The sequence below is a fragment of the Blastocatellia bacterium genome (genome assembly GCA_016713405.1).
GTDB lineage: Bacteria > Acidobacteriota > Blastocatellia > Chloracidobacteriales > JADJPF01 > JADJPF01.
In genome coordinates, this window is record JADJPF010000007.1 from 146311 (window position 1) to 169000 (window position 22690).

At 34.7% G+C, this 22690-nt stretch carries 22 protein-coding genes; 8 read left to right on the forward strand and 14 right to left on the reverse strand.

All coding sequences use genetic code 11. The annotated features are described in order from the left end of the window. Positions 1–10: 10 nt before the first annotated feature. Positions 11–424 (reverse strand): rhodanese-like domain-containing protein, encoded by a 414-nt coding sequence (locus IPK14_11050; protein ID MBK7993926.1) that lies wholly within the window; start codon positions 422–424, stop codon positions 11–13. A 172-nt stretch (positions 425–596) separates the two neighbouring features. On the opposite strand from IPK14_11050, the gene IPK14_11055 reads away from it, so the two are divergent. From IPK14_11055 to IPK14_11070, 4 genes are read left to right on the forward strand one after another with little or no spacing between them, the layout of a single operon-like run. After that, positions 597–1853, forward strand: a complete 1257-nt coding sequence (locus tag IPK14_11055; protein MBK7993927.1) for a serine/threonine protein kinase — start codon at positions 597–599, stop codon at positions 1851–1853. After that, positions 1837–2337 (forward strand): DUF374 domain-containing protein, encoded by a 501-nt coding sequence (locus IPK14_11060; protein MBK7993928.1) that lies wholly within the window; start codon positions 1837–1839, stop codon positions 2335–2337. The genes IPK14_11055 and IPK14_11060 overlap by 17 nt, the downstream gene beginning before the upstream one ends. A gap of 44 nt (positions 2338–2381) precedes the next feature. Next, positions 2382–2597 (forward strand): hypothetical protein, encoded by a 216-nt coding sequence (locus tag IPK14_11065; protein MBK7993929.1) that lies wholly within the window; start codon positions 2382–2384, stop codon positions 2595–2597. Further along, positions 2597–3058: an NYN domain-containing protein gene (locus tag IPK14_11070; protein MBK7993930.1), complete on the forward strand. Its 462-nt coding sequence runs from the start codon at positions 2597–2599 to the stop codon at positions 3056–3058. The genes IPK14_11065 and IPK14_11070 overlap by 1 nt, the downstream gene beginning before the upstream one ends. Before the next feature lie 4 nt (positions 3059–3062). On the opposite strand, the gene IPK14_11075 is transcribed toward IPK14_11070, so the two are convergent. Next, positions 3063–3971, reverse strand: coding sequence for a hypothetical protein (locus IPK14_11075; GenBank protein ID MBK7993931.1), 909 nt, complete (start codon positions 3969–3971; stop codon positions 3063–3065). Positions 3972–4003: 32 nt separating this feature from the next. Continuing rightward, on the reverse strand, positions 4004–4534 hold the full coding sequence (locus tag IPK14_11080; GenBank protein MBK7993932.1) for a hypothetical protein: 531 nt from the start codon (positions 4532–4534) through the stop codon (positions 4004–4006). Between the two features lie 276 nt (positions 4535–4810). Here IPK14_11080 and IPK14_11085 point away from each other — a divergent pair, with 276 nt between their 5' ends. Together IPK14_11085 and IPK14_11090 are read left to right on the forward strand one after the other, a co-directional pair. Then, positions 4811–6457 carry a M28 family peptidase gene (locus IPK14_11085; protein MBK7993933.1) on the forward strand — a complete coding sequence of 549 codons (1647 nt, stop codon included), beginning with the start codon at positions 4811–4813 and terminating at the stop codon, positions 6455–6457. Between the two features lie 180 nt (positions 6458–6637). After that, positions 6638–8047, forward strand: a complete 1410-nt coding sequence (locus IPK14_11090) for a DUF805 domain-containing protein (protein ID MBK7993934.1) — start codon at positions 6638–6640, stop codon at positions 8045–8047. A 64-nt stretch (positions 8048–8111) separates the two neighbouring features. On the opposite strand, the gene IPK14_11095 is transcribed toward IPK14_11090, so the two are convergent. Next, positions 8112–8330 (reverse strand): hypothetical protein, encoded by a 219-nt coding sequence (locus IPK14_11095; GenBank protein MBK7993935.1) that lies wholly within the window; start codon positions 8328–8330, stop codon positions 8112–8114. Positions 8331–8841: 511 nt separating this feature from the next. On the opposite strand from IPK14_11095, the gene IPK14_11100 reads away from it, so the two are divergent. Both IPK14_11100 and IPK14_11105 read left to right on the forward strand, forming a co-directional pair. Beyond that, entirely contained in the window at positions 8842–9873 is a 1032-nt protein-coding gene (locus tag IPK14_11100) for an alcohol dehydrogenase catalytic domain-containing protein (protein MBK7993936.1), read from the forward strand. Between the two features lie 12 nt (positions 9874–9885). Continuing rightward, positions 9886–10908, forward strand: coding sequence for an alcohol dehydrogenase catalytic domain-containing protein (locus tag IPK14_11105; GenBank protein MBK7993937.1), 1023 nt, complete (start codon positions 9886–9888; stop codon positions 10906–10908). A 15-nt stretch (positions 10909–10923) separates the two neighbouring features. Here IPK14_11105 and IPK14_11110 read toward each other — a convergent pair whose 3' ends face one another. From IPK14_11110 to IPK14_11155, 10 genes are all read right to left on the reverse strand, one after another. Next, positions 10924–11418 carry a hypothetical protein gene (locus tag IPK14_11110; GenBank protein MBK7993938.1) on the reverse strand — a complete coding sequence of 165 codons (495 nt, stop codon included), beginning with the start codon at positions 11416–11418 and terminating at the stop codon, positions 10924–10926. Next, positions 11411–13006 (reverse strand): tripartite tricarboxylate transporter permease, encoded by a 1596-nt coding sequence (locus IPK14_11115; protein ID MBK7993939.1) that lies wholly within the window; start codon positions 13004–13006, stop codon positions 11411–11413. The genes IPK14_11110 and IPK14_11115 overlap by 8 nt, the downstream gene beginning before the upstream one ends. Continuing rightward, positions 13007–14122, reverse strand: coding sequence for a hypothetical protein (locus IPK14_11120; protein MBK7993940.1), 1116 nt, complete (start codon positions 14120–14122; stop codon positions 13007–13009). It abuts the gene before it with no gap. After that, entirely contained in the window at positions 14112–15413 is a 1302-nt protein-coding gene (locus IPK14_11125; GenBank protein ID MBK7993941.1) for an ATP-grasp domain-containing protein, read from the reverse strand. The genes IPK14_11120 and IPK14_11125 overlap by 11 nt, the downstream gene beginning before the upstream one ends. Positions 15414–15416: 3 nt before the next feature. After that, positions 15417–16649, reverse strand: a complete 1233-nt coding sequence (locus tag IPK14_11130; protein MBK7993942.1) for a glycosyltransferase family 4 protein — start codon at positions 16647–16649, stop codon at positions 15417–15419. After that, a complete protein-coding gene (locus IPK14_11135) occupies positions 16646–17440 on the reverse strand; it encodes a polysaccharide deacetylase family protein (GenBank protein ID MBK7993943.1) in 795 nt (264 codons plus the stop codon). Before IPK14_11135 ends, IPK14_11130 begins: the two co-directional genes overlap by 4 nt. A 330-nt stretch (positions 17441–17770) precedes the next feature. Continuing rightward, complete coding sequence (locus IPK14_11140) at positions 17771–18151, reverse strand: response regulator (GenBank protein MBK7993944.1); 381 nt, start codon at positions 18149–18151, stop codon at positions 17771–17773. Continuing rightward, positions 18121–19716 carry a PAS domain S-box protein gene (locus IPK14_11145; GenBank protein MBK7993945.1) on the reverse strand — a complete coding sequence of 532 codons (1596 nt, stop codon included), beginning with the start codon at positions 19714–19716 and terminating at the stop codon, positions 18121–18123. Before IPK14_11145 ends, IPK14_11140 begins: the two co-directional genes overlap by 31 nt. A gap of 3 nt (positions 19717–19719) precedes the next feature. Then, positions 19720–20172: a response regulator gene (locus IPK14_11150; protein MBK7993946.1), complete on the reverse strand. Its 453-nt coding sequence runs from the start codon at positions 20170–20172 to the stop codon at positions 19720–19722. Beyond that, on the reverse strand, positions 20159–22471 hold the full coding sequence (locus tag IPK14_11155) for a PAS domain S-box protein (protein MBK7993947.1): 2313 nt from the start codon (positions 22469–22471) through the stop codon (positions 20159–20161). Before IPK14_11155 ends, IPK14_11150 begins: the two co-directional genes overlap by 14 nt. Positions 22472–22690 lie beyond the last annotated feature (219 nt).

Consider the following 22690-nt stretch of genomic DNA (forward strand, 5'->3'; position numbering starts at 1 on the left):
TTTTGGAAACCTACTCAACAGCAACAATGTCTATAGGATATTTAGCTGCTTCCCAAGCTAGTTGACCGCCTTTTAATGCTGCTACTTTAGTGTAACCTTTGTCCATCAAAATTCTTGCAGCACGTCCGCTTGAACCTTCATTTGAACAAGAACACACTGTAACTATAAGTTTATCTTTAGGTAATTTATCTAGATTTTTCTCTATTTCAGCTAAAGGAATACGAACTGCACCTTTAATTAGTGAACCTGCATGCCCACGTACATCTAGTACTAGTAGGTTTTCTTTTTTGTCCATTTTGGTTTTTAACTCTTCTATTGTAATAAGTTGAACTCCATTAGGTAAGCTTTGCTGTATGGGTGCTATTGCCCAAACAGTTGCTACACTAACTAAAATTAAAAGCAATAAATTAAGTATTTTTAACATTAACTTATTAGTCTCCTTAAGTATTAATAATTTTGTGATTGATAAGATTATAATAGAACTCTTTTCGGTTGCTGGCAAAGCAAACTTATTGATTTAATGATTTCTATTTTGCATGCTTAGTAAGTTGATATATTATGGGAATCTTATCTAAACAGATGGACAGATCCTACTTATGAAAAAAAAGATTTGCGCTGTATGTAACCAAGAATGGCCCGAAGGCATGAAACATTGCCCTAAAGATGGTGCTAGGTTAACTACATTAATACAAAGACTGGAATCAGGTGACATCTTAGCCGACAAGTATCATATTATTGAAACAATTGGCGAAGGAGCTATGGGAACTGTTTATAAAGCAAAACGTTCCATTATTGAAGACTTTGTAGCTGTAAAAACTTTAAGACCTGAACTAATTTCTAGCCCTGTTGCAATTGAACGTTTTCGCCGTGAAGCTCAAGCTTCTGGTCGTATCCGCCACCCTAATGCTATTTCAATTTTTGACTTTGGTGTTGCCGATGGAATAGCTTTTCTTGTGATGGAATTTTTAGAAGGCTTAACACTAAGACAAATACTTAATAATGATAGTCCACTACCAATAAAACGAACGGTAAAAATATTTTTACAAATTTGCGGAGCAGTACAAAGAGCGCATCGTAAAGGCGTGATACATCGCGACTTAAAACCAGAAAATATTATTTTAGAAGAATTTGAAGGTCTAGGAGAAACCGTTAAGGTAATAGATTTTAGTTTAGCTAAATTGAAAATTGCTGGTGCTTCAATGCAAAGCTTAACGGAAAAAGGGCGTGTAGCAGGTACGCCTTATTATATGTCGCCTGAACAATGGTTAGATAAAGAACTTGATCCTCGTACAGATGTTTATTCTTTAGGAGTAATGCTTTATGAAGCTTTGACTAAGAGAATGCCTTTTGAGGCTGATACTATTATGGAACTAGCAAAAAAACACGTCCAAGCCTCTCCTACTCCACTAAATGTTTGGCGGGCAGAAATACCACAAAAAGTTTCTGAAGTAATATTAAAATCTATGTCTAAAAAGGCCGAAGATCGTCAACAGTCTGCCCTTTCTTTAGGTCAAGAACTTCGTGCCGCAGCAGGTTTAGAAAGTGATGAAGATGCTTTACCCTATCAATTAAAACGTCTTAACCCAACTACATCTTCTCTAAATGGAGCTTTAATTATTTATACAAGACCACCTAATAGCAATGTTTACTTAAATAATCATTACGTAGGTACTTCAGATGATCGAGGGTCATTGCTGCTACAAAAAATTCCTCTAGGACAGTACAAAGCAACAATAGTAAGAATTGGTTATCAAGATTGGGAACAAGATGTAGAAATTGGTCAAGGTGCTTCTACTGTAGAAGCAAGGCTAGAACCTAAAAAAGAAGTTGTTGTAAATGAGTCGACAAACTAAAGAACTTGCACCAGAACGAATAACCAAAATAAAGCAACAAGTCTACCAAGCTACTTTGCTAGATGGTTATCCTAGGAAAAAGCGCTTTATTATTCGTTTTGCTGCCTTTTTAGCTTACTTGTTAGTTTCTTTAATTGGTTTAACAATGCGTTGGCAAATGCTAGGCGGAAGTGACCGACATGGCGATATTCCACTAACACAACCTATAATTTATGTTTTTTGGCATAACCGAATTTTGCCTGCGACTTGGTATTTTCGTAAAATGGGCATTGTAGTAATGACTAGTCAAAGTTATGATGGTGAAATTATTGCCCGGATGATACAGCTTTTTGGCTATGGTGCCTCGCGTGGCTCTACAACACGAGGCGGAAGCAAATCATTAAGAGAAATGGCTAGTTGTTTACAAGCAGGTTTTGACGTTGCTTTTACAATTGATGGGCCAAAGGCCCGATTTATCAGGCTAAACCAGGTGCAATACAGCTAGCAAAACTAACAGGTTGTCCAATTTTACCCGTTTGTCAAACACCAATGAATTATTGGGAGCTAAAAAGTTGGGATCGGTTTCGTATACCTAAATTTTTTTCTCGCGGCTTAATTGCTTATGCTCCAGCAATTTATGTTTCTCGTGATAGCGATGAACAAGAAGTTGAAACTAAACAAACTGAGTTACAAAATGCTTTAGATAAATTACATATAGAAAGCGAAAATTGGATTAAAAATAAAGGAAAAATAACTAGAAGCTAATGCTTTATTTAATAGATGGGAATAATGTAATGGGGCGTAAACGAACTAGGCAAGAGCTTTTAAGCTTACTAGCTAGTTTTGTCTATCATAAAAAAGCTAAAGTTCATGTTATTTTTGATGGTGCGCCTGATCCACATCATCCAGAAGGGTCTGCCTATCATGGAGTAAAAATTTCCTATAGCCAACGAGGTAAAGACGCAGATAGTAAAATCAGAAACTTTGTTGAAAGAGCTTCTAATCCACGCCAATTAACTGTTGTTACTTCTGATCGTTCACTAGCTAGTTACAGCAAAATTCATAGCGTAAAACATTTAGAAACAGCAGAATTTCTAGCTTTAATTGGAGAAATAAAGCAAAAAGAAACACTTCAAAAACAAGATAACAAGCCACAAGTTAAAGGTGAATTAAAAGAATGGCTACGTTATTTTGGCTTTGAACCCCACGAAGCAGATCAAGACTAAAAAATTAATTTTCTCTATTCCAACTTGGGGGCAGCATTCGCCGTCGGCCATCGCTAGTTAATTTTGCGCCAGGTTCTTTCTTTTGATCCCAAAGCTTACAAGTTACTTCTTTATGTAGTTGGTCTAGTGCTTCACAATAGTTAGTGTAATTACATCGGCGGATTTCTTGACCTTGACCAAGTTTCATCTTCAAAAACCAATCAGGATCAGCTAAAGATTGACGAGCAGAAGCAATAATGTCAGCTTTTTGTTCTTGCAAAGTTTGTTCTGCTAATTCAAAAGTAGAAATTCCGCCCGCAGTAATTACAGGTGTATTAAACCCTTCGTTATTAATGGTTTGTTTAATTTGCTGAGCAAGCGTTATATTCCGACCAAATGGGCCTAGCTCATCAGAATTCATTGTTGGCATACATTCATAACCACTTGGGCCGGTGTAAGGGTAAACGGCAGCACCTACTTTAGGCGGTTTTGCATCTTCAAACTTGCCGCCTTTGGAAATGGAAAGAAAATCAAAGCCAGCGCGGGCAAATTCTAAACCAAAATAAATTGCATCATCAATTCTATTTCCGTCTGAAATTACTTCATCACCTAAAAACCTAACTCCTACAACGTAATCATCGCCTACAGCTTTACGAACAGCCCTATAAACTTCAAGTGGGAGTTTGACGCGGTTTTCTCGCGCTCCTCCATAACCATCTGTTCTCTTGTTACGCGCACTTAAAAAAGATGCCATTGTATAAGCGTGTGCATAGTGGAGTTCTACACCATCAAAGCCTGCCTGACGCGCTCTTAGAGCAGCACTAGCAAAAATATCTGGCAAAACTTCAGGTAAATTTTTAATATGTGGCAAATGTTCATCAGTAACACGTTCTCGATAGCCATAACGCAAAGATTCTAGTTCGCGCTCATTCATTACTTGATCTTGTAACTCATCTGAGGCTTGAGCTAAAAATTACGGATTTCTGTTTCAGCTAGATTTAGCCAATGCTCTGAGTTTAGAACTTGGGCTAGCTTTTCTCGGTGCTGGTTAGTGATTTTTAGAAAACGAGAAAAATATTTTTCTGCTTCGGGTCGGCGTTTTACAGAGAGAAAATCTATAATTTGAATAAAAAATTTAGTTTCGCCCTGGCTTTCATCTTTTACTCTTTGGACTAATTTGCTAAGACCTTCAATAAAGCGGTCATGACCAATTCTAAGAAGTGGCCCGCTAGGAACGTCACGAACTCCAGTTGCTTCAACTACAATTGCTCCAGGTCGTCCTGCTGCAAAACGACCGTACCAATCTAAATTATCTTCTGTTACAAAACCATCTTCGGTTGCTCGCCAAGGCACCATAGCCGGCACCCAAGTTCGACTAGTTAAAGTAAGATTTCCTATTTTTATTGGTTGAAAAAGTAGCGCAGTTTTGGCTTCTTCTACTGTAGGCCAATGAGTTTCATTTAATTTATAGCGAATACCATTTGGAGGATACCACATAAGTTTATTGATGATGCCTTTTTGTAGGATTATTTTATTGCTGCTTAATGATTTATTGCTAGGGCTATTAATTTAACCAAGTGCTGCTAAAATAACAACAGTTAATAACAGGATAAAAATGTTAAAAGCAAAGTTTTGCAACCGTCAATTTGTTGTTAGCGTTAAGTGCTGTTAATCCGCAAAAATTTGCATCTCAACTAAGCCAAAACTTAAATTTTGGTGATTTTTCAGATACGCATTTTTACTTTCTAATAAAGTTTGGAGAAAATATTCTTAATGAGAAAATTTCAAAATCTACTTTCAAGCCTTTTTCTTATTCTTTTACTAGTATTTTCTACTACAAATGTTTTAGCTCAAACTGCTGCAACAAGTGAAAAACTTGCTCCCACATTAAGCACAACAGAGCAAGAAAGCTCTAAACAGGTTAAAACAGAATTAATTAAAGAAATTACTACTAAGCTTACCGATCCAGAAATGGAAGGTCGAGGAACAGCAACTCCGGGCGGCGAACGAGCAGCTAAATATATTGCTGAGCAGTTTCAAAAACTTGGACTTAAGCCTTTAGGAGATAAAGATAGCTATTTACAATCTATAAAATTTAATTCACGAGAAATTACCAGTGAAAGTGTTTTAGAGCTAGGCCAAACACAATTAAAACATGTTGAAAATTTTGGCGTGCTTTTTCCACAACCAGATAAAGATGTAAACGTTACAGGTGAAATAGTTTTTGTTGGTCATGGAATTAGCGCACCAGAAGTAAACCATGATGATTTTGCTAATATAGATGTAAAAGGAAAAATAGTTGTAATTCTTTCGGGTCGCCCCAAAAATTTAACTATCCCAGAAAAATACAACTCGCAAAGAGCTTTTTTTAATAATTTAATTAGCCGTGGTGCGGCAGGAGCTATTATTACTAGCTTTGGAGGCTCTTCAATAAGCAGTATTGCTGAATTTTTAGCCAGACCTAAATTAGTTGCAGCAGATGCAAAAACCAATTTCTCTTTTCAAATCCCTTTAATTTTGGCTGATGATTTAACAATAGAAAAGTTAATTGCTGGAGGCGAACTTACTTTAGCCCAACTAAAAGAGAAAGCTCAAAATAATGAATACATTAGCTTTAGCACAAAAAATAACTTAACTATTAAAATTAAAGTTAAAACATCTGAAGCCCTAGCTAGCAATGTTGTAGGCTTATTAGAAGGTTCTGATTCTAAGTTAAAAGAAGAAGCTATTGTTTATAGTGCACATTATGACGCTTATGGAAAAAAAGCTGATGGAACAATTTACCCTGGTGCAGCAGATAACGCCCTAGGTGTTGCAACTGTAATTTCAATTGCTGAGGCTTTTACTAAATCTCGTCCAAAACGTTCTGTTATCTTTTTAGCTGTTACTGCTGAAGAAATGGGTTTAATTGGTTCAGAATATTGGGTTAATCATCCTACTTGGCCGCTAGAAAAAATTTCTGCAAATATTAATTATGATGGAATTGGTGTAGAAACCTATGGCCCGGTTAAAAAAATTACTGGTTTTGGCATGGAATATTCTAATTTAGGTGATTTAATGCAAGAAGTAACTTTAGCTACAGGTGGGACGGTTTTTGCAGATCCTTTTCCTGAAGAAAAAGTTTTTTATCGTTCAGACCATTTTTCTTTTGTTAGAAAAGGCGTTCCAGCAATTATGCTTTTAGGTGCGCCAGATGGGGACGAAAAAGAAACTATTGCACGAGCAAGAAAATTTCTTTCAACCGATTATCATAAACCTACTGATACAATAAAAGCTGATTGGAATTGGGAAGGCCCACGCCAATTAGGTGCAGTTGGCTTTTTAATGGGACTAAGGCTAGCAAATAGCGATAAAATGGCTGAATGGAAGCCTAACACAGAATTTAATCATCCTCGTGGCACAGACTTAAAAACGGAATAACTTTAAGTTATTAAAATTTATTTAGTAAAAAATTAGGATTAACTCTTGTCTAAGAGGCTAACCCTAATTTTTTTGTTTTAAAACAAAAAATCTAGTGCAAATATCCAAATAATATTGTCAAATAAGAAAAATAAAAATATTCAACTATTTATTGCCTAAACTGATTCTAAGGAGATGTGCATGAAGATAAAAATCTCAGATCTTTGGCAAATAGATGGCACTATTGATCGAGGCGGCTATTTATTTTGGGGAGTGCTTCTTTTTGCTATTAAGTATAATCTTGACCGTTTAGTTGCTAGCTACTTTTTTAACCGTTCCTGGTCGCTGTTTAGCTACTTAGTACTACCTTCTGAGGCTAGGATAAATAACTTAAATGTAGATGATCGGCCTTTTTATGGTACTTTGCTAGCAATGGCAATACCTTTTATTGCTGTAGGAGTTTTGCTAACTTTACGAAGATTAAGAGATATACAATTGCCTAATTGGTTAGTAGTCTTTTTCTTCTTACCTTTTATTAACCTCTTGTATTTCATTATTTTAGCTACACTACCTTCTTATAAAGAAGGTCAAAAGGAAAGATATACTAATAGCTCAATAAAACGTGCGCTTGACCGAGTAATTCCAGAGCATCCTATGGGCAGTGCTGCTATGGGATTTTTAATTACTATTCCTTTATTCCTTGGCTCAACAGTTTTTGCTGTCTCGTTACTAGGTAATTATGGCTGGAGTTTATTTGTAGGTTTACCATTTACATTAGGTTTAGTTTCTGTATTAGTACATGGATATCACCGACCAAAAGGATTTATTAGTTGTATACTTGTTTCTTGTCTTTCAATAGTTTTTCTAGGGTTAGGCTTAATTGCTTTTGCTGTTGAAGGAGCAATATGTTTATTAATGGCTGCTCCTATAGGGATAGTTCTTGGGGCAATAGGTGGAATAGTTGGCTATTTAATTCAAACTCGGCCTTGGCTACAAAGCGAGTCACACAAAGTAGCAATGATTTTGCTGTTAGTTATGCCTGTGTTAATTGGAGCAGAGTCAAAAAGTCCTGCTGAGGCTCCGTTAATTCCTGTAACTACTTCTATAGAAGTAAATGCACCTGCCTCAGTAGTTTGGAATAATGTTGTAACCTTTTCTGAACTACCAGCACCGGACACTTGGCTCTTTAAGTTAGGTGTTGCTTATCCAATTAAAGCAGAAATTAAAGGTCATGGAGTTGGAGCAGTTCGCTATTGTAATTTTTCCACCGGGCCATTTGTTGAACCAATTGAAATTTGGGACGAACCAAGATTGTTAAAATTCTCGGTCACTTCTCAACCTCCTGCAATGAAAGAACTTACACCTTACTCAGATATTCATCCACCACATTTAACTAATTATTTGGTTTCTGAAGGTGGGCAATTTTTGCTAACAGAATTGCCAAACGGACGAACTAGAATAGAAGGCACAACCTGGTATCGTCATAAGATTTGGCCTTATAGCTACTGGCAAATTTGGTCAGACGCTATTATTCATCGCATTCATTTACGAGTGCTAAAACACATTAAAAACTTGTCTGAAACAAATACTACTAATAATGTAAAGAGTTAAGCTTAATACATTAGGGTATAATTAAATTTTACCAGCCCAGCATATTTTGTGCTGGGCAAATTTTTTATCTTGAGTTATTTCTAATAAAGTAATTTTCTGCTTCTAAATTAAAATTGCTTAAGTATAAATTCTCTTTACTAATTACTACCTTATTTTCTAATAAACTTTCTTCTTCAAGATTGTTAATATCTACTAGTAAATCTAACCATTTAGGTAAAGATATGGTAGTTAAATTTGGTAAGTTAGCTATATGCTCTAAGGTATCTCTACTAATTCGAGACATTCGACCTCCTACTACAATAAATATTAGTTAAAATACTTCCTAGTATTACAATAATTTACTTAATAAAGTAACTACTAGGAAGTGCCAGTAATCACAGATTATCTAAATGACAAATGAGACAGGCTTGTCATCCTAGTGGAAATATTAGCTAAATAAAAAATATGGTCTTTATCTTTTTAACAAGTGAAGTTAAAGAAGGGATTAATGGTTATTATTTGCTATTAAATGGGTTTAAATGGGTAAGCTTAGATCTATGTTTTTAGAACTTATCTATAAAGTAAAAACTAAATAATTAGCTAATTTACAGCTTAGGCATAGATGGATTGTGAAAAATTTTTTGATTGAGCATAATAGCATGTTTTATAAAAAACACTTTTTAGCTTTTCTTACGTTATTTGAGTTAACCAATATCTAAAACAAATTCAGTAATAGCGACTTAAGGAGATTAACGGTAATTAATAAAGTAATAAAGTAGGCTAACTTTATATAACTTTTTTACTACTGTATTTATATGCGGGCTAACCTATTAATTAAACCAGGGCAAATTGAGTTAAGGGAAATAGAAACTCCCTCACCAGAGGAAGGTGAAGTTTTAGTAAAAGTACGAGCAGCCTTAACTTGTGGAACAGACCTAAAAACTTTTTTACGTGGACATCCAAAATTCCCTCTACCAGCACTTTTTGGGCATGAATTTTCAGGAGAAATTGCTAAAGTTGGACGTAATGTTAAGCAATTTAAAGAAGGTGATTCTGTTATGTCAGCACCTTCCGGGCCTTGTGGAAATTGTTACTTTTGCCGACGTGATCAAGAAAATATTTGTCCTGCTGTTATGGATAATTATACTCTAGGAGCTTATGCAGAATATATTAAAGTTCCTGCTCATGTTGTAGCACAAAATATGTTTGAAAAACCTGCTGAACTCTCCTTTAAGGAAGCCGCTGTACTAGAACCTTTAGCTTGTGTTATGCACGGTTTAAGTATGTTAAAGCTACGTGAAGATGACACAGTAGTTATAATAGGATCTGGTGCTATTGGCCTACTTCATTTATTAGCTTTACAAGCTCTTGGACTTGAAAAAATAATTGTTTTAGGTCGTCGTCCTTATCGTTTAGAAATTGCTAGAAAATTAAATGCTTATCGAGTTGTTGATTTTAATGAAGGTCAACCACACGCTAGAGAAATGATTTTAGCTGCTACAAATGGTCGTGGAGCAGATGTAGTAATTGAATGTACTGGAACTCCGGCTGTTTGGGAATCTGCAATAAATATTGCTCGTCGTGGTGGCGAAGTGGTTTTATTTGGAGGTTGTAAGCCTGGAACTACTGTAACTTTTGACACACAACGCTTGCATTATGACCAAATTACTTTACGTAGCCCTTTTCATTTAACCCGCAATTCTGTTAGACAAGCTTATGAATTGCTGGCAGGTAGTAGACTTCTAGCTACTAGCTTAATTACAGATACTTATCCTTTAGATCAATTAGATCAAGTTTTTTCTTTATTACAGAAAGGTGATTGCATTAAATATGCAGTCATTCCCTAAGCGATTATGTTAATGAAAGTTGCCCGTCTTTATGATTTTAATGACATCAGAATTGAAGAAATGCCAGTGCCAGAAGTTGGCCCTAGAGAAGCTTTAGTACAAGTAAAAGCTTGTGGTATTTGTTCAGGTGATGTTACGCCTTGGTATATTCGTAAAAAAGCCCCAATAGTGCTTGGTCATGAACCTGCTGGACGTATTGCGGCGGTTGGTTCAGAGGTAAAAGATTTTCAAGTAGGGGATCGTGTTTTTGTCCATCATCATGCACCTTGTTTTACTTGTCGCCATTGTCGTCGCGGCTATTTTTCAATGTGTAGCACCTGGAAAGCTACTTCATTAAAACCAGGTGGTATTGCTGAATATTTTTTAGTTCCAGAAATTAACTTACGTGTAGATACATTAAAACTTCCAGATAGTGTTTCTTATGAAGAAGGAGCATTAATTGAGCCTACAGCCTGTTCAGTACGTGCTTTTAAGCGGGCGCAAATGAAGGGCGGTGAGCGAGTTTTACAAATTGGTCTTGGGATAATGGGACAGCTAAATGTTTTGCTAGCCCGTCATTATGGAGCAAAAGAAATTATTGGGGCTGATTTGGTAGAATCACGTTGTCAACGTGCTTTGCAATTAGGTGCTGACACAGTAATTAACGCTAGTAAAGAAGATTTACGAGAAGCTGTAAGCCGTATTACAAACGGAGAAATGGCAGACCTTGTTATTGTTGGGCCTCCAACACCTAGCGTAATGAAGCTTGGGATTGAATGCGCTGGAAAAGGTAGTACAGTAGTATTTTTTATGGGATCTGCTCCAGGTGAAAAAATGGAAATTGAACCATATCACCTTTATTTTAATGAAATTACGCTAGTTTCTAGTTATTCCTGTGGCCCATATGATACTAGGGAAGCTTTAGAGCTTATTTCCCGACGTGTTATTACAGCAGATCAAGTTATTACAGATCGTTTTCCAATAGAAGAAACACAAAAAGCTTGTAACCTAATGGCACAGGTTGGAGATACCTTAAAATCAGTAGTTGTGTTTTAATTTCAGTCTAATAACTTATTGCCAAAACAACCCTGAGTAAAAGTTTATTTTTAATAACCAAATAAATACAAAATATAGTAAAGAAAAAATAGCTACAGAAATAATGGTAGCTATTTTTGTTTTTTCTTGCACACCAAAGCGTAAATATAAAAATATATAACTAGGTAAAGTAATTAAAACGCCAAGTAAATAAATAGAAATAATTAATAATAAAAGATAGCTAAAAATCTTTATTTCTTCTTTATATAGATGATTTAGTATTTCTTTATCTGTATATTTCCTTCGTTTTACATTAAATAAATCTACTCTATCATATTTTTTATAATATTCTGATAATTTTGGAGAAAAATCTAAAATTAATTGAAAGATTAGTATTAATAAAGTAGGAATTAAAATTGCTAGAGGAACTAAACGAGCAGTAGGACTAAGCGTTATAGTAGAAAATAAAAATAGCAAGACAAAAACTGTAATAATAAAAGTAAGAATAGCTTTTTCCCTTAATTTAATCATTTGCTGTTCTTGCTTTTTGCCTAGATTGTAAAATAGGTAGAGCTAAATTAATAATAATTAATATTAGTAATACTATTACTATTGGACGCGTCCAGAAATTAATCCTCCCTAATTCATTCAGTTTAAGGGAGATATGGAAATTGGTTTCAAAAAGATTTCCTAGCACTAGAGCAATAATAAATGGGATACGGGGCCAAGCGTGTTTTTTTAAGTAATAACCCACAATTCCACAAATAAAGACTAGCAAAACATCTTCAATTCTCTGTTTATAAGTAAATGCACCAATAATAGTTAAAACTAAAATTATTGGACTAATTATTTGTGTACGAACTAGGGTCAAGCGGGCAAGAGGACTAACAACTAACACACCTAAAATAGAAGTTATCCAATTAGAGAAAAATAGCGACCAAACTAATACAAATACTAAAGTTAAATTATTAGTTAAAAGCTCTTTTCCTGGTGCTAGGCCGTGTAAAAGAAGGGCTGCTAATAAAATAGCTGTTCCTTCATTGCCTGGGATACCAAAAGCTAATGTAGGGACTAGCGAACCGCCGTCTTTAGCGTCGTGTGCTGCTTCTGGAGCTAAAACTCCTCGGATATCTCCTTGACCAAAATGTTTGGGTTCTTTAGCTGTTTGTGCTGCTTGAGCATAAGCAACAAAGCTTGCAACAGTTCCTCCAACGCCAGGAATTATACCGATGATTGTTCCAATAATTGAACTACGAATAAAAAGATTAAAGTTTTCAAAAACGGCTCGAACACCTTTCCAGACGCTTCCAGTTAATTCTTCTACACGGGTTTTACCAGAAATAGTTTCTTGACCAGAAACGCTTAAAGCTATTATTTCGCTAATAGAAAAAAGACCTAGTAGAATAGGAATCATACTTAAACCATCAGCTAAATAAGTGATACCAAAAGAGTAGCGAGCCTCGGCTGTGCGGGGATCTTGACCGATAAAAGAAATTAAAAAGCCTAATCCGCCCATAATTAGCCCTTTAAGAATGGAGCCTGTAGAAATTGCAGCAATAGTTGTTAATCCCCAAAGGGTTAGCATTAAAAATTCTGGTGAGCTAAAAATCAAAATAGCTTGGCTCATAAAAGGGATTAATAAAATTAGGACAAAAACGCCAAAACTTGAACCCATTGCAGATGCAGCGGCGGAACAGCCTATAGCGGTTTTAGCTTCGCCTTTTTGGGCTAGTGGGTAGCCATCTAGCAAGGTTGCTGCACTTGGGCCAGAGCCAGGAATATTAAAAAGAATAGCTGTAACCGACCCCATAAAAGTTGATCCGCCAACAAATGCACCAAAAATAAGCAGCACATAAAGTGGTTCCCAACTTAGAGTTAATGACACAGCTAGAGCCATTAAAGTTGCACCGCTTAAACCTGGTAATAAAGCAAATATCATGGTTAAAAGCGTTGCTACAATTGGATAAAGAATATTAGGCCAGCAAAATACTAGTTTTAGACCTTCCCAACTAGCAAGAAAAACAGGTTGAAAAGTTTTTTGCTTAATTAGGATAATTACTAAACCAATAATCACCAGCAAAGAAAAATTTAGTAAATTTTTCTGGTAAAACTTTAACAATTATTCTCGGACTTTCTCTAACGCTTTTTTAATAGTAGGAACAAATACAAGAATTTCTTTTGCGACTTTTTCTAAATTAGCTTTAGCTTCTGCTGAATTAGCAATATCAATAGAAGTTTTAGAATCTTTTTTAGCTAGAGCTTGATAATCTGCACTAGAAAGTGTTTTATAAAGATTTTTAGATAAACAATCAAAAAGACTTTGGTTTAAGCCTAATGGAGCAACTACAATGCGGCCAACGCTAATTAAATCTATAAGAATTTGAGTAAGTTTGTTTGTTTCGTCTAAATCTTTTCCTAAATTTTTAGCTTGTTCTAGTGCGACTCCTTCGCTACCACCTAGAAGGCGAACACCTTCAAGTGATGGATGTTCGCTAATTCTTTTGTTACTAAATTGTAAAATGGGCCTTAATTCCCCAGAATTAATTAACTCAAAAATAGAGTCAAAGTTAAATGATACACAATCAACTTCACCACGCATTGCAGCAAGTGACGCATTACGAGTTCCAGCAAAACCAGCTACTATATCAAAATTTATACTTAATAATTCACATCCAATAGTAATAGTTGTAAAAGATGTATTTCCAACTTCATTAGCACCAAAAATAATTGGACGTTTTTTTGCTTCAGCCAACAGGTCTGCAAATGTTTTTAGTGGGGAATCTTTGCTTACTACCCAAACTTGCCAACTTCGAGACACTCGACCTAAAATGCTAAAATCAGTTATTGGATTAGGTATATTTATTTGTCCGGTTAAAGCTGAGAGCATCAATCCTGCTGCGCCAAGTATGCCAAGAGTTAGCCCATCAGCTTTAGCTGTAGCAATTGTTTTAGCTCCAATTACTCCAGCGGCTCCAGCCACATTATCAAGAAAAATTTCTGCACCTAAATGTTTTTCATAAAAAGGCTTAAGTACCCTAGATTCTGTGTCATAGCCTCCACCAACGGCATGAGGGATAATCCAACGAATTTGTTTTCCAGCTAAATTATTACAACCTTCTTCTTTTATAGCTTCTTTATTTTGACACCCAGTTATCAAGCTAAAACCTAGTGTTGTTAAAGCTATTTGAAGGAGTTCTCTACGGGAAAAAATTGGATTTAATTTGTTATTTACCAATTTTCTTTAGTCCTCCAACCATCCAAGTAGCAAATTGTAACCACCAAAGTATTGAGACTAATGGGTCACGAAAAAAATATTTTGTGTAAGGGTCAAGTAGCTTTTGTTTATTGCTTTTATAGGTTTCTAGAAAAAATTGGACTTGTTTAATAATAGGATTTGGTGCGCTTAGGTTATCTAAAGGTTCTTTTCCTTGAATACTAGTTCTAAATTTATAAAACAGCCGGTCTAAAACTTCTAGACCAAGAAGTTGTATATCATCAACAGGACAAACAAATAATACTCCTAATGGATAATCTTTAATTGCTTCAACTTCTTGACCTTGAGCAATTTTTAGACACATCAAAGGCTCATTTATGCCTAGTTCCAGACGGTTCCAAAGCTGACGAGGATAGCGGGCATTCATTTCCATTAATTTTTGCACGCCATCACGAGGGTCAATCATGGTTTCAATTCCCATTGCCCCATACCAACCTACTTGTTTAACTATTTTTCTCATATCTATTGCATATTGTTCTAAGGGAAAGGTTTCCGACACTGTGCAATAACGAGAAGTTAAGCGAAGTTTACGCACTTTTTTCTTATGAAAAGAAAATTTAATTTCTCCTTGACGGTCTACCACAAATTGAACAGAAGTTACTATGCCACCTGGGATATATTCTTGAATTAGCGGATTGCTATGATCTTTAACTACTTTTGGTAATTTTTCTAGTAGTTCCTCATAAGTTTTTACTATTACTGTTCCACGACTGCCAGAAGTAAAACGAGGTTTAACAACTAGGGGAAAACCTTCTTTTTCTACTACAGCTTTTAAGTCTAGCGTTTCGTCATAAAGATAAGTTCGCGGACAAGGAAATCCTACGGCTTGCGCGGCTTGGACAGTGCGATATTTATCTAGCGCGTTTATGGCTGTGTCAAACTCTGGAACTGGGATAGTAACACCTAGTTTTTGAAAACGAGCTAGATTTTTAGAAAGTACATAAACATAGGGATCCCAAGTAGGATAAATTACTGTTATCTGTTCTTTTTCGCAGATTTGTAGCAAGGTTTGAACAAAGGATTCTTCCAATGGGGTATTTTCTTGACTAATTTTGCCTGCTGCCCAATCTTCTACAGGTGCAGGAGCATAATATCTTTTATCAACTAGTAAAGAATTTGCTCCATGTGAAAGTCTAGCCTTAAAGTGGCTTTCACCTTCCATCGTTACTACAATTTTATTAGCAAAAGGTCTTAAGGCGCGGATAATATCATAAGATTGTGGTGCGTGAGTGTTGGTGACAAGTAAATTCATGTTTTAGCTTTGTCCAAGTATTAGATTTTTACTATTGGCAATTTCTTGAATTAAGGTTAAATACTGGTTTATATGGGCTTGAGGTGTCCAGTTTTCTTGATAAGCTTGATAGCCAAGCATCCCAAGTTTATTTCGCTCGTCAGTGTCTGTCAATAATTGCTCCATTGCTGTTAGTAGTTCTGTTTCATTATTATAGGTAAATCCTCCACCGCTTTTTTCAATTAGTTCTGGCATTCCTCCTAGATTGTGAGCAATTACAGGAGTTTTTTCCCGAAAAGCTTCTATGATGACTAGAGCGAAAATTTCATAGCAAATTGACGGAACAATCAATGCAATTGCTTGTTGGAAAAGTTTTTGTAATTCATCGCTAGACTTAAACCCTAAAAATTCTATATTAGGGCTACTTGATGCTAAAGTTTTTAACTCATTCTCAAAGCTACCTTTACCAACAATTAATAATCTAGCCTTTTTATACTTATGAAAAATGGGGATAATGGTTTGTAAACCTTTTATTTTCTCTAATCTACCGACATAAAGAAAATATGGTAGCTCATTTGTTTCTTGGAACTCATTAGCTAAACTTATTGAAGGAGAAACAAAATTAGGTAAATGCACAATAGGAATTTTCAAGCCCATTTTATAATGAATATCTGCTGTAAATTGACTAGGTCTAATAAAACGGTCTACATTTTTTAGCATTTCTTCTAACAAACCAAAGTAACGCCACCATTGAGGAGGACGTAAATATACTAATGAACAAGCAAAGCAACTAGGCTCAGTACAAAGCTCTTTATTAAACTTAAATAATGTATGAGTTTGACACACTAGCCAATATTCATGCATTGTATAAAGCTTAATAGCTTGTCCATAAGCTAGTAGTTTAGGCCCACCTACTAAAGAAATATTATGATAATGAATTACATCAAATTGTTGATTAAGAATATCTTGAAGCTTTTTTGTCTTAAAAAGCGGCCAACCTGTTTGCTGTGTGGCAAGCGGCGAGAGCATCCCAACCGCACTTTCTAGACGATGAATTTTTACATTAGGATGCTCTATATAATTACCTGTAGTTATTTTTTTAGAGAGAAGTTGATAGGAATCTAGACAATGAATAATTTCTATTTTGTGATCGCGTTTTGCTAACTCGTTTGCTAATGAATAAATAAACGCACCATCTCCACCAAAATGATAAGGTGGATAAAAAGTTGTCACCATACAAAAACGTAAAGGTTTCATAAAAAATGAGGAAGAAATGTTTGGCGTATTTTACGGGGAATGTTTCTTAGTTGCAAATAAATAGACAATAATTCATTTGTCATCATTAAATTAAATAATTTTTCTTGTCGTAAATAATAAGTTTCTACACGCTCTAATAAATAAAGGTTACTAGTAGACTGTACTAGTCCAAGATTTGTGCTACAAGCACAACTATAATATTTTTGGACAAGTTCTAAGCTAGTTTTATCATAATAACCATAAGGATAAGCAAAACTATTAATTTCTGTTCCTAGAATATCTTCAATCATTGCTTTTGACTCATAAATTTCAGCTACTAATTCTTTTTTTGGCAATTTAGTTAAATTTGGGTGTGTAAGTGTATGTGACCCAATACTAATGTTTGCTGCTTGCATCAGTTTAATTTCATGCCAACTTAACATTGTGCGTCCTTGTATTGATGGTAAACGCTCAAGGGTTGTTAATGGCTTGGTTTTTCCTGTGGTGATAAAAATCGTGGCTGTAAAATTATATTTTTGCAGTACAGGAAAAGCTTGCTCATAAACGCTTCTGTAACCATCGTCAAATGTAATAACAAAACTATTTTTAGGAAAAGTTTTGTTTTCTTGTAAATAGTTGGGAATAGTAGATAAATTCAACGTCTGATAACCAGATAAATATAATTTAGAAATAGCTTTTTCAAAACTTTTAGGTGAAAAAGCTATATTAAAAGATGAATTATCCAAAGCATGAAAAAGTAGTATTGGTAGAGAATTATTTAAGACAAGATTTGCAGGATTTATAGATAACATTTTAAGGCTAGTTTATCAGGCTTTATTGTATTTAAGTTAGCTAAATTTTAAGTACACTGTAAACTAAGTTTTTTGATGTTTTATCTCTTAAAGCCTTAACAGGACGAAATAACTATAGTCTAAGGCATAAACCCTAGACAATAATAATTAAATATCTTTAAGCCCTGAAAGGGCGTGCATAGTCTTTTCTTGCTATTAAAAAACTCTACGCCCCGTTGGGGCTTTTAGGGGTACTATATTATCATACGTAAGGTTGAAACCCTACGCTACAAATATGCCGCCCCGTTGGGGCTTAAGATTAAAATATCAGAACATTCAATTTACAGAGTATTAAGCAGGTGAAGATAAAATTTCTTCTACTTTTTTAGTAAGTAAAGTTAGATTAAATGGTTTGGAAATAAAATAAGTTCCAGGGTTAAATATTCCTCGATCTGCAATTACTCTATCTGTGTAATTAGATGAATAAAGAACTTTTAGTTTAGGATATAAAGCATTTAGCCAATCAACAAAATTATCTGCATTCATATAAGACATTGCTATATCTGTTATCAATAAGTCTATAGGAGGGTGTTTTTCACAAATATGTAAGGCTTCATTAGCATTAGTAGAAACTATAACTTTATAACCAACTTCGGTAAGGATCAAATTAACAAGTGTACGAACAGCTTCATCATCTTCAATTAGTAAAATAGTCTTTTCACCACTAATAATAAAATCTTCTTTTGAATTTGCTCAGTAACTTCACTTTCTCTAAGTTCCCTAGGAATAAATATTAAAAATTTAGTGCCTTTGTTAAGTTCACTAGCTACTTTTATACAACCATTGCTTTGTTTAACAATACCATAAACAGTAGATAAACCTAAACCAGTACCTTTACCAATTTCTTTGGTAGTAAAAAATGGGTCAAAAATACGTGTTTTTGTAGTTTCATCCATACCAGAACCGGTATCGCTAACAGAGAGCAGAACATATTCTCCTGGTTTAATACTTAAATTATACTCCTCCATTGATTTTTCTAGTATGACATTAGCTGTTTCAATTAAGATATTTCCTCCCATTGGCATAGCGTCTTTAGAATTTACTGCTAGATTCATTATTACTTGATCCATATGACTTGGGCCAACTTTAACATTCCATAGGTTTTGGGCAAGGTTTATCTTTAATTCTATATTTTCACCGATTACTCTTTGCAACATTTTTCCCATATCATTAACAAGATTATTTAAGTTAATAATTTTTGGTTGAATAACTTCTTTGCGGCTAAAAGCTAGCAATTGACGAGTAAGCATAGTTGCTCGTTCTACAGATTTAAGGATTTCTTGTAGATTTGTTGATAAAGTGTCTTTTTCTGAAATATGCAGGCTAACAAATTCAGCATTTACATTGATTACTGTAAGAAGATTATTAAAATCATGAGCAATTCCACCAGCAAGCCGCCCTATTGCTTCCATTTTTTGTGCTTGTAGAAATTGTTCTTGGCTTTGGCGTAAAGCTTCTTCTGCCTGCTTAAGTTCTGTAATGTCTTCTACTGTACCTTCACATAGTATTTCACCATTTTGATCTTGTACAGTTTTAGCATTTATAGAAGCCCACAACAACTGCTTATCTTTACTATAAAATTGAGCTTCAAACCTAGAAACAAAACCTTGGCTTTCCATTAGTTCTTCAAACTCGATATATTTTTTGGGATCAACATAAAGCTGTGAGCGAAGATCCTTTATAGTGCTTATCATTTCTTGAGGAGAGCTAAAACCAAAAATACGTGCAAGTGCTGGGTTGGCTATTAATATTTGTCCTTGATTGGTAGTTTGAAAAATTCCTTCTGTAGCATTCTCAAAAATGCTTCGGTAACGTGCTTCAGCTTTTTTTAGCTCATTAGCTATAAGCTGTCGTTCTTTGCGAAGCTGGCCTTGTTCTAAAGCTTGTGAAACAGCTTGACCTAAGCGAGCCAAACGATCTTTTAAGAGATAATCTGTTGCTCCAAGTTTCATAGCTAAAATTGCAGTATCATCACCAATTGCACCAGAAACAATAATAAAAGGTATTTCTAAGTTGCTTGCTTTTAGCAATTCTAATGCACGAATCCCGCTAAATTGAGGCAATTGATAATCAGATAAAATAATGTCTAAATCATCTCGTAAATGCTCAAGAAAATCTTCTTCAGCATCAACTCTTTCCCAAGTAGGTATAAAACCAGCATTTTTTAACGCTCTTATCAAAAATTCAGCGTCAAGATGATCATCTTCAACAACTAAAATCCGTATTGGTTGTGGCATGTTTTATCCCTCTAACCTTGGTGCTTGATTGAGAAGCAGCCAATACATTCCCAAATTTCTTACAGATTCTATAAATTGATCAAAACTTACTGGTTTTACTATGTAGCTATTAACACCTAATTGATAACTTTCTATAACGTCTTTCTGTTCTCTAGAAGATGTTAAAACTACTACAGGAATATCTTTAGTTCTTTCATCATTTTTGATACGTTCCAAGACTTCTAAACCATCTATTTTAGGTAACTTTAAGTCAAGTAATATTACTTTGGGTTTATCTTCAATTTTACTGTTAGAATAAGGGCCTTCACAAAAGATAAATTCTATGGCTTCTTCTCCATCTCTAGCAACCTGAATATGGTTAGCAAGGTTAGCTTTCCGCAGTGCGCGAATTGTTAATTCAAGATCTTGTGGGTTATCTTCGACTAATAATATTTCTACATCATTAATTCCTGTCATTTTTCTTTATCCCTTCAAGAGTAAAATAAAAGGTAGCACCTTTGCCTTTGGTCGCTTCAGTCCAAATGCGACCACCATGACGGGTAATAATTCTTTGTACAATAGCTAAACCAACACCAGTACCTTCAAAATCTTCTGCTCGGTGTAGTCTTTGAAAAACTCCAAAAAGTTTATGAGCATATTTCATATCAAAACCTGCTCCATTATCTTCTATAAAATATATTTTTTCCTCTTCAATTTCTTTATATCCAACTTTAATAACAGCATGTTCTTGCACTCTAGTATATTTTAGAGCATTAGATAAAAGATTACTCCACACCTGTTTTAGAAGTGATGGATCTCCTTGACAATATGGTAATTCTGCTAGCTCAAACTCAATATTTCTTCCTTTATGCTCTTCTTTTAATTCTTTATATAAATCACTTACTAATTTAGTAGGATCAAATAAACGTTTACTGATAGGTTGTCTACTTAGACGAGAAAAGCTAAGCAGATCATCAATTAAGGCTCCCATACGTTGCGCACCTTCTCGAATCATATGCAGGTAACGTTGCCCATCTTTAGGCAACATCTGTGCATAATCTTCTAAAACTGCTTGAGAAAAACCATCAACAGTACGTAAGGGAGAACGCAGGTCATGAGAAACAGAATAACTAAAAGCTTCTAGTTCTTTATTAGCGGCTTCTAGTTCAAGTGTTCGCTGTTTGACACGTTGTTCTAAATCTAAATTAAGCTTACGGATTTCTTCTTCTGCTTCTTTGCGCTGAGTTATATCTTGAATTTGTGAAACAAAGTATAAGGGTTGGCCTTTGGAATCCCAAACTAAGGAAACGTTTAATTGGGCCCAAATTGTATGACCATTTTTATGTATATATCGCTTTTCCATTTGATAAGTCTCAATCTCACGATTAAGCACTTGTTGGACATATTTAAGATCAGTTTCAAGATCATCTAAATATGTAACAGTTTGAAAATCTATGTTAAGTAACTCTTCTTTTGTATAACCAAGAATATTACAAATTGCAGAATTTACATTTAACCATTTACCATTTGTAGCAACTAGGGCAAGACCTATAGGCGAATGCTGCATAGCTGCGCGAAAGCGTTCTTCACTAAAATAGAGTAATTCTTCTGCACGCCTGCGGTTTAAATGAGTGTTAAGCATATCTGCAATAGATTGAATAAGATCCCGCTCTTCTGCAAGGAATGGGCCTTCTGCTTTTATTTCTCTTTCTTCAAGATAAACAACTTCAATACTACCTTTTTGACCATCTTTAGTAACAAATTGAGATATTTGTTTCCATGGACTTTCACGCCAATCACTTGTTTGTACTTCAATTTCGCCATAGCAAATACGTGCTTGACAAATTTCAGGATATTGCCAAGCAGGAGGAAGCAATGTTACTAAGCGTGTGAAAAATTCTTTATTTGGAGGAAGTTCTGATTGAAATAGACGAAAAGCTTGATGTAGTGCTGTTAATTCTTTGACTCTTTCTGTTAATTCACGAGTTATTACAAGTAGTCTAGCTTCGCTTTCTTGTAAGGCTTGTTCGGTTTGTTTATGTTTTGTAATATCGCGGCCTGTAGATTGTATTTCTAATAAATTTCCATTTTTGTCAAAAATACCTCGATCTATCCATTCTTGCCAAAATCTTTCCCCTGTGATCGAAACACTTTCATGAATATCTATAGAAACAGGATTAGTAAAAGTTATAGACTTAATCTTTTGCCTTATGGCTTCATGATACTCTTCAGCTACTAAAGGTATAAAACTAGTACCAATTAAATCTTCTCGTTTTTGATTAAAAGTCTGGCAATAAGCATTATTTACAAAAGTACGTGTTCCATCAGGTTGCCACCTAACAAGCATTTCTGGCTGATACTCAATAACTGTACGTAAGAACTCTTCATTTTTTTTCATTGCTTCTTCTGAAGCTTTTTGTTTATTTTTTTTAGACCATTTTATTAGTAACCAACTCAATAAAAGCGGCCCAACTGTATCTACAATAACTAACCCAAACATACTAATAAAAGAGTTTCTTAATGAAAGTTTGACTATTAAATTTATGATAAAAATTATAGTAAGAATTTTAGGCCAGAAATTTTTAGGATTAAGTAAGAATGCGGCTACAGCAATACTGCTAGCAGGCCAAATAAGTATGTTTGATGAGCCAGCAAAAAGATAAGATAATTTATTAACTATAAAATATACTAAAGCAATTACTCCCAAAGAAAGTAATTCTTTTGATGAAGAATAACTAGTTATTTTAGGATCAGCCTCTTGCCCCGTAATTTTCACTAATAGCTCTTTATATTGTATAGTTTTTATTTTTAGCTATTATAATTTGTGATAAGCAGAATAAACTAGATAAATTATCAGGTATTTACCTTAATTAGCTTTCTTGCACAGTTTCTAAGAGCAAAAGATTTTTATAACCAAGTTTTTAATAAAAAATCCTGATAATCAAAGATTCTAAAGCTAGATTGTCAAACGAAAATAATATTTTAACTTATTTTA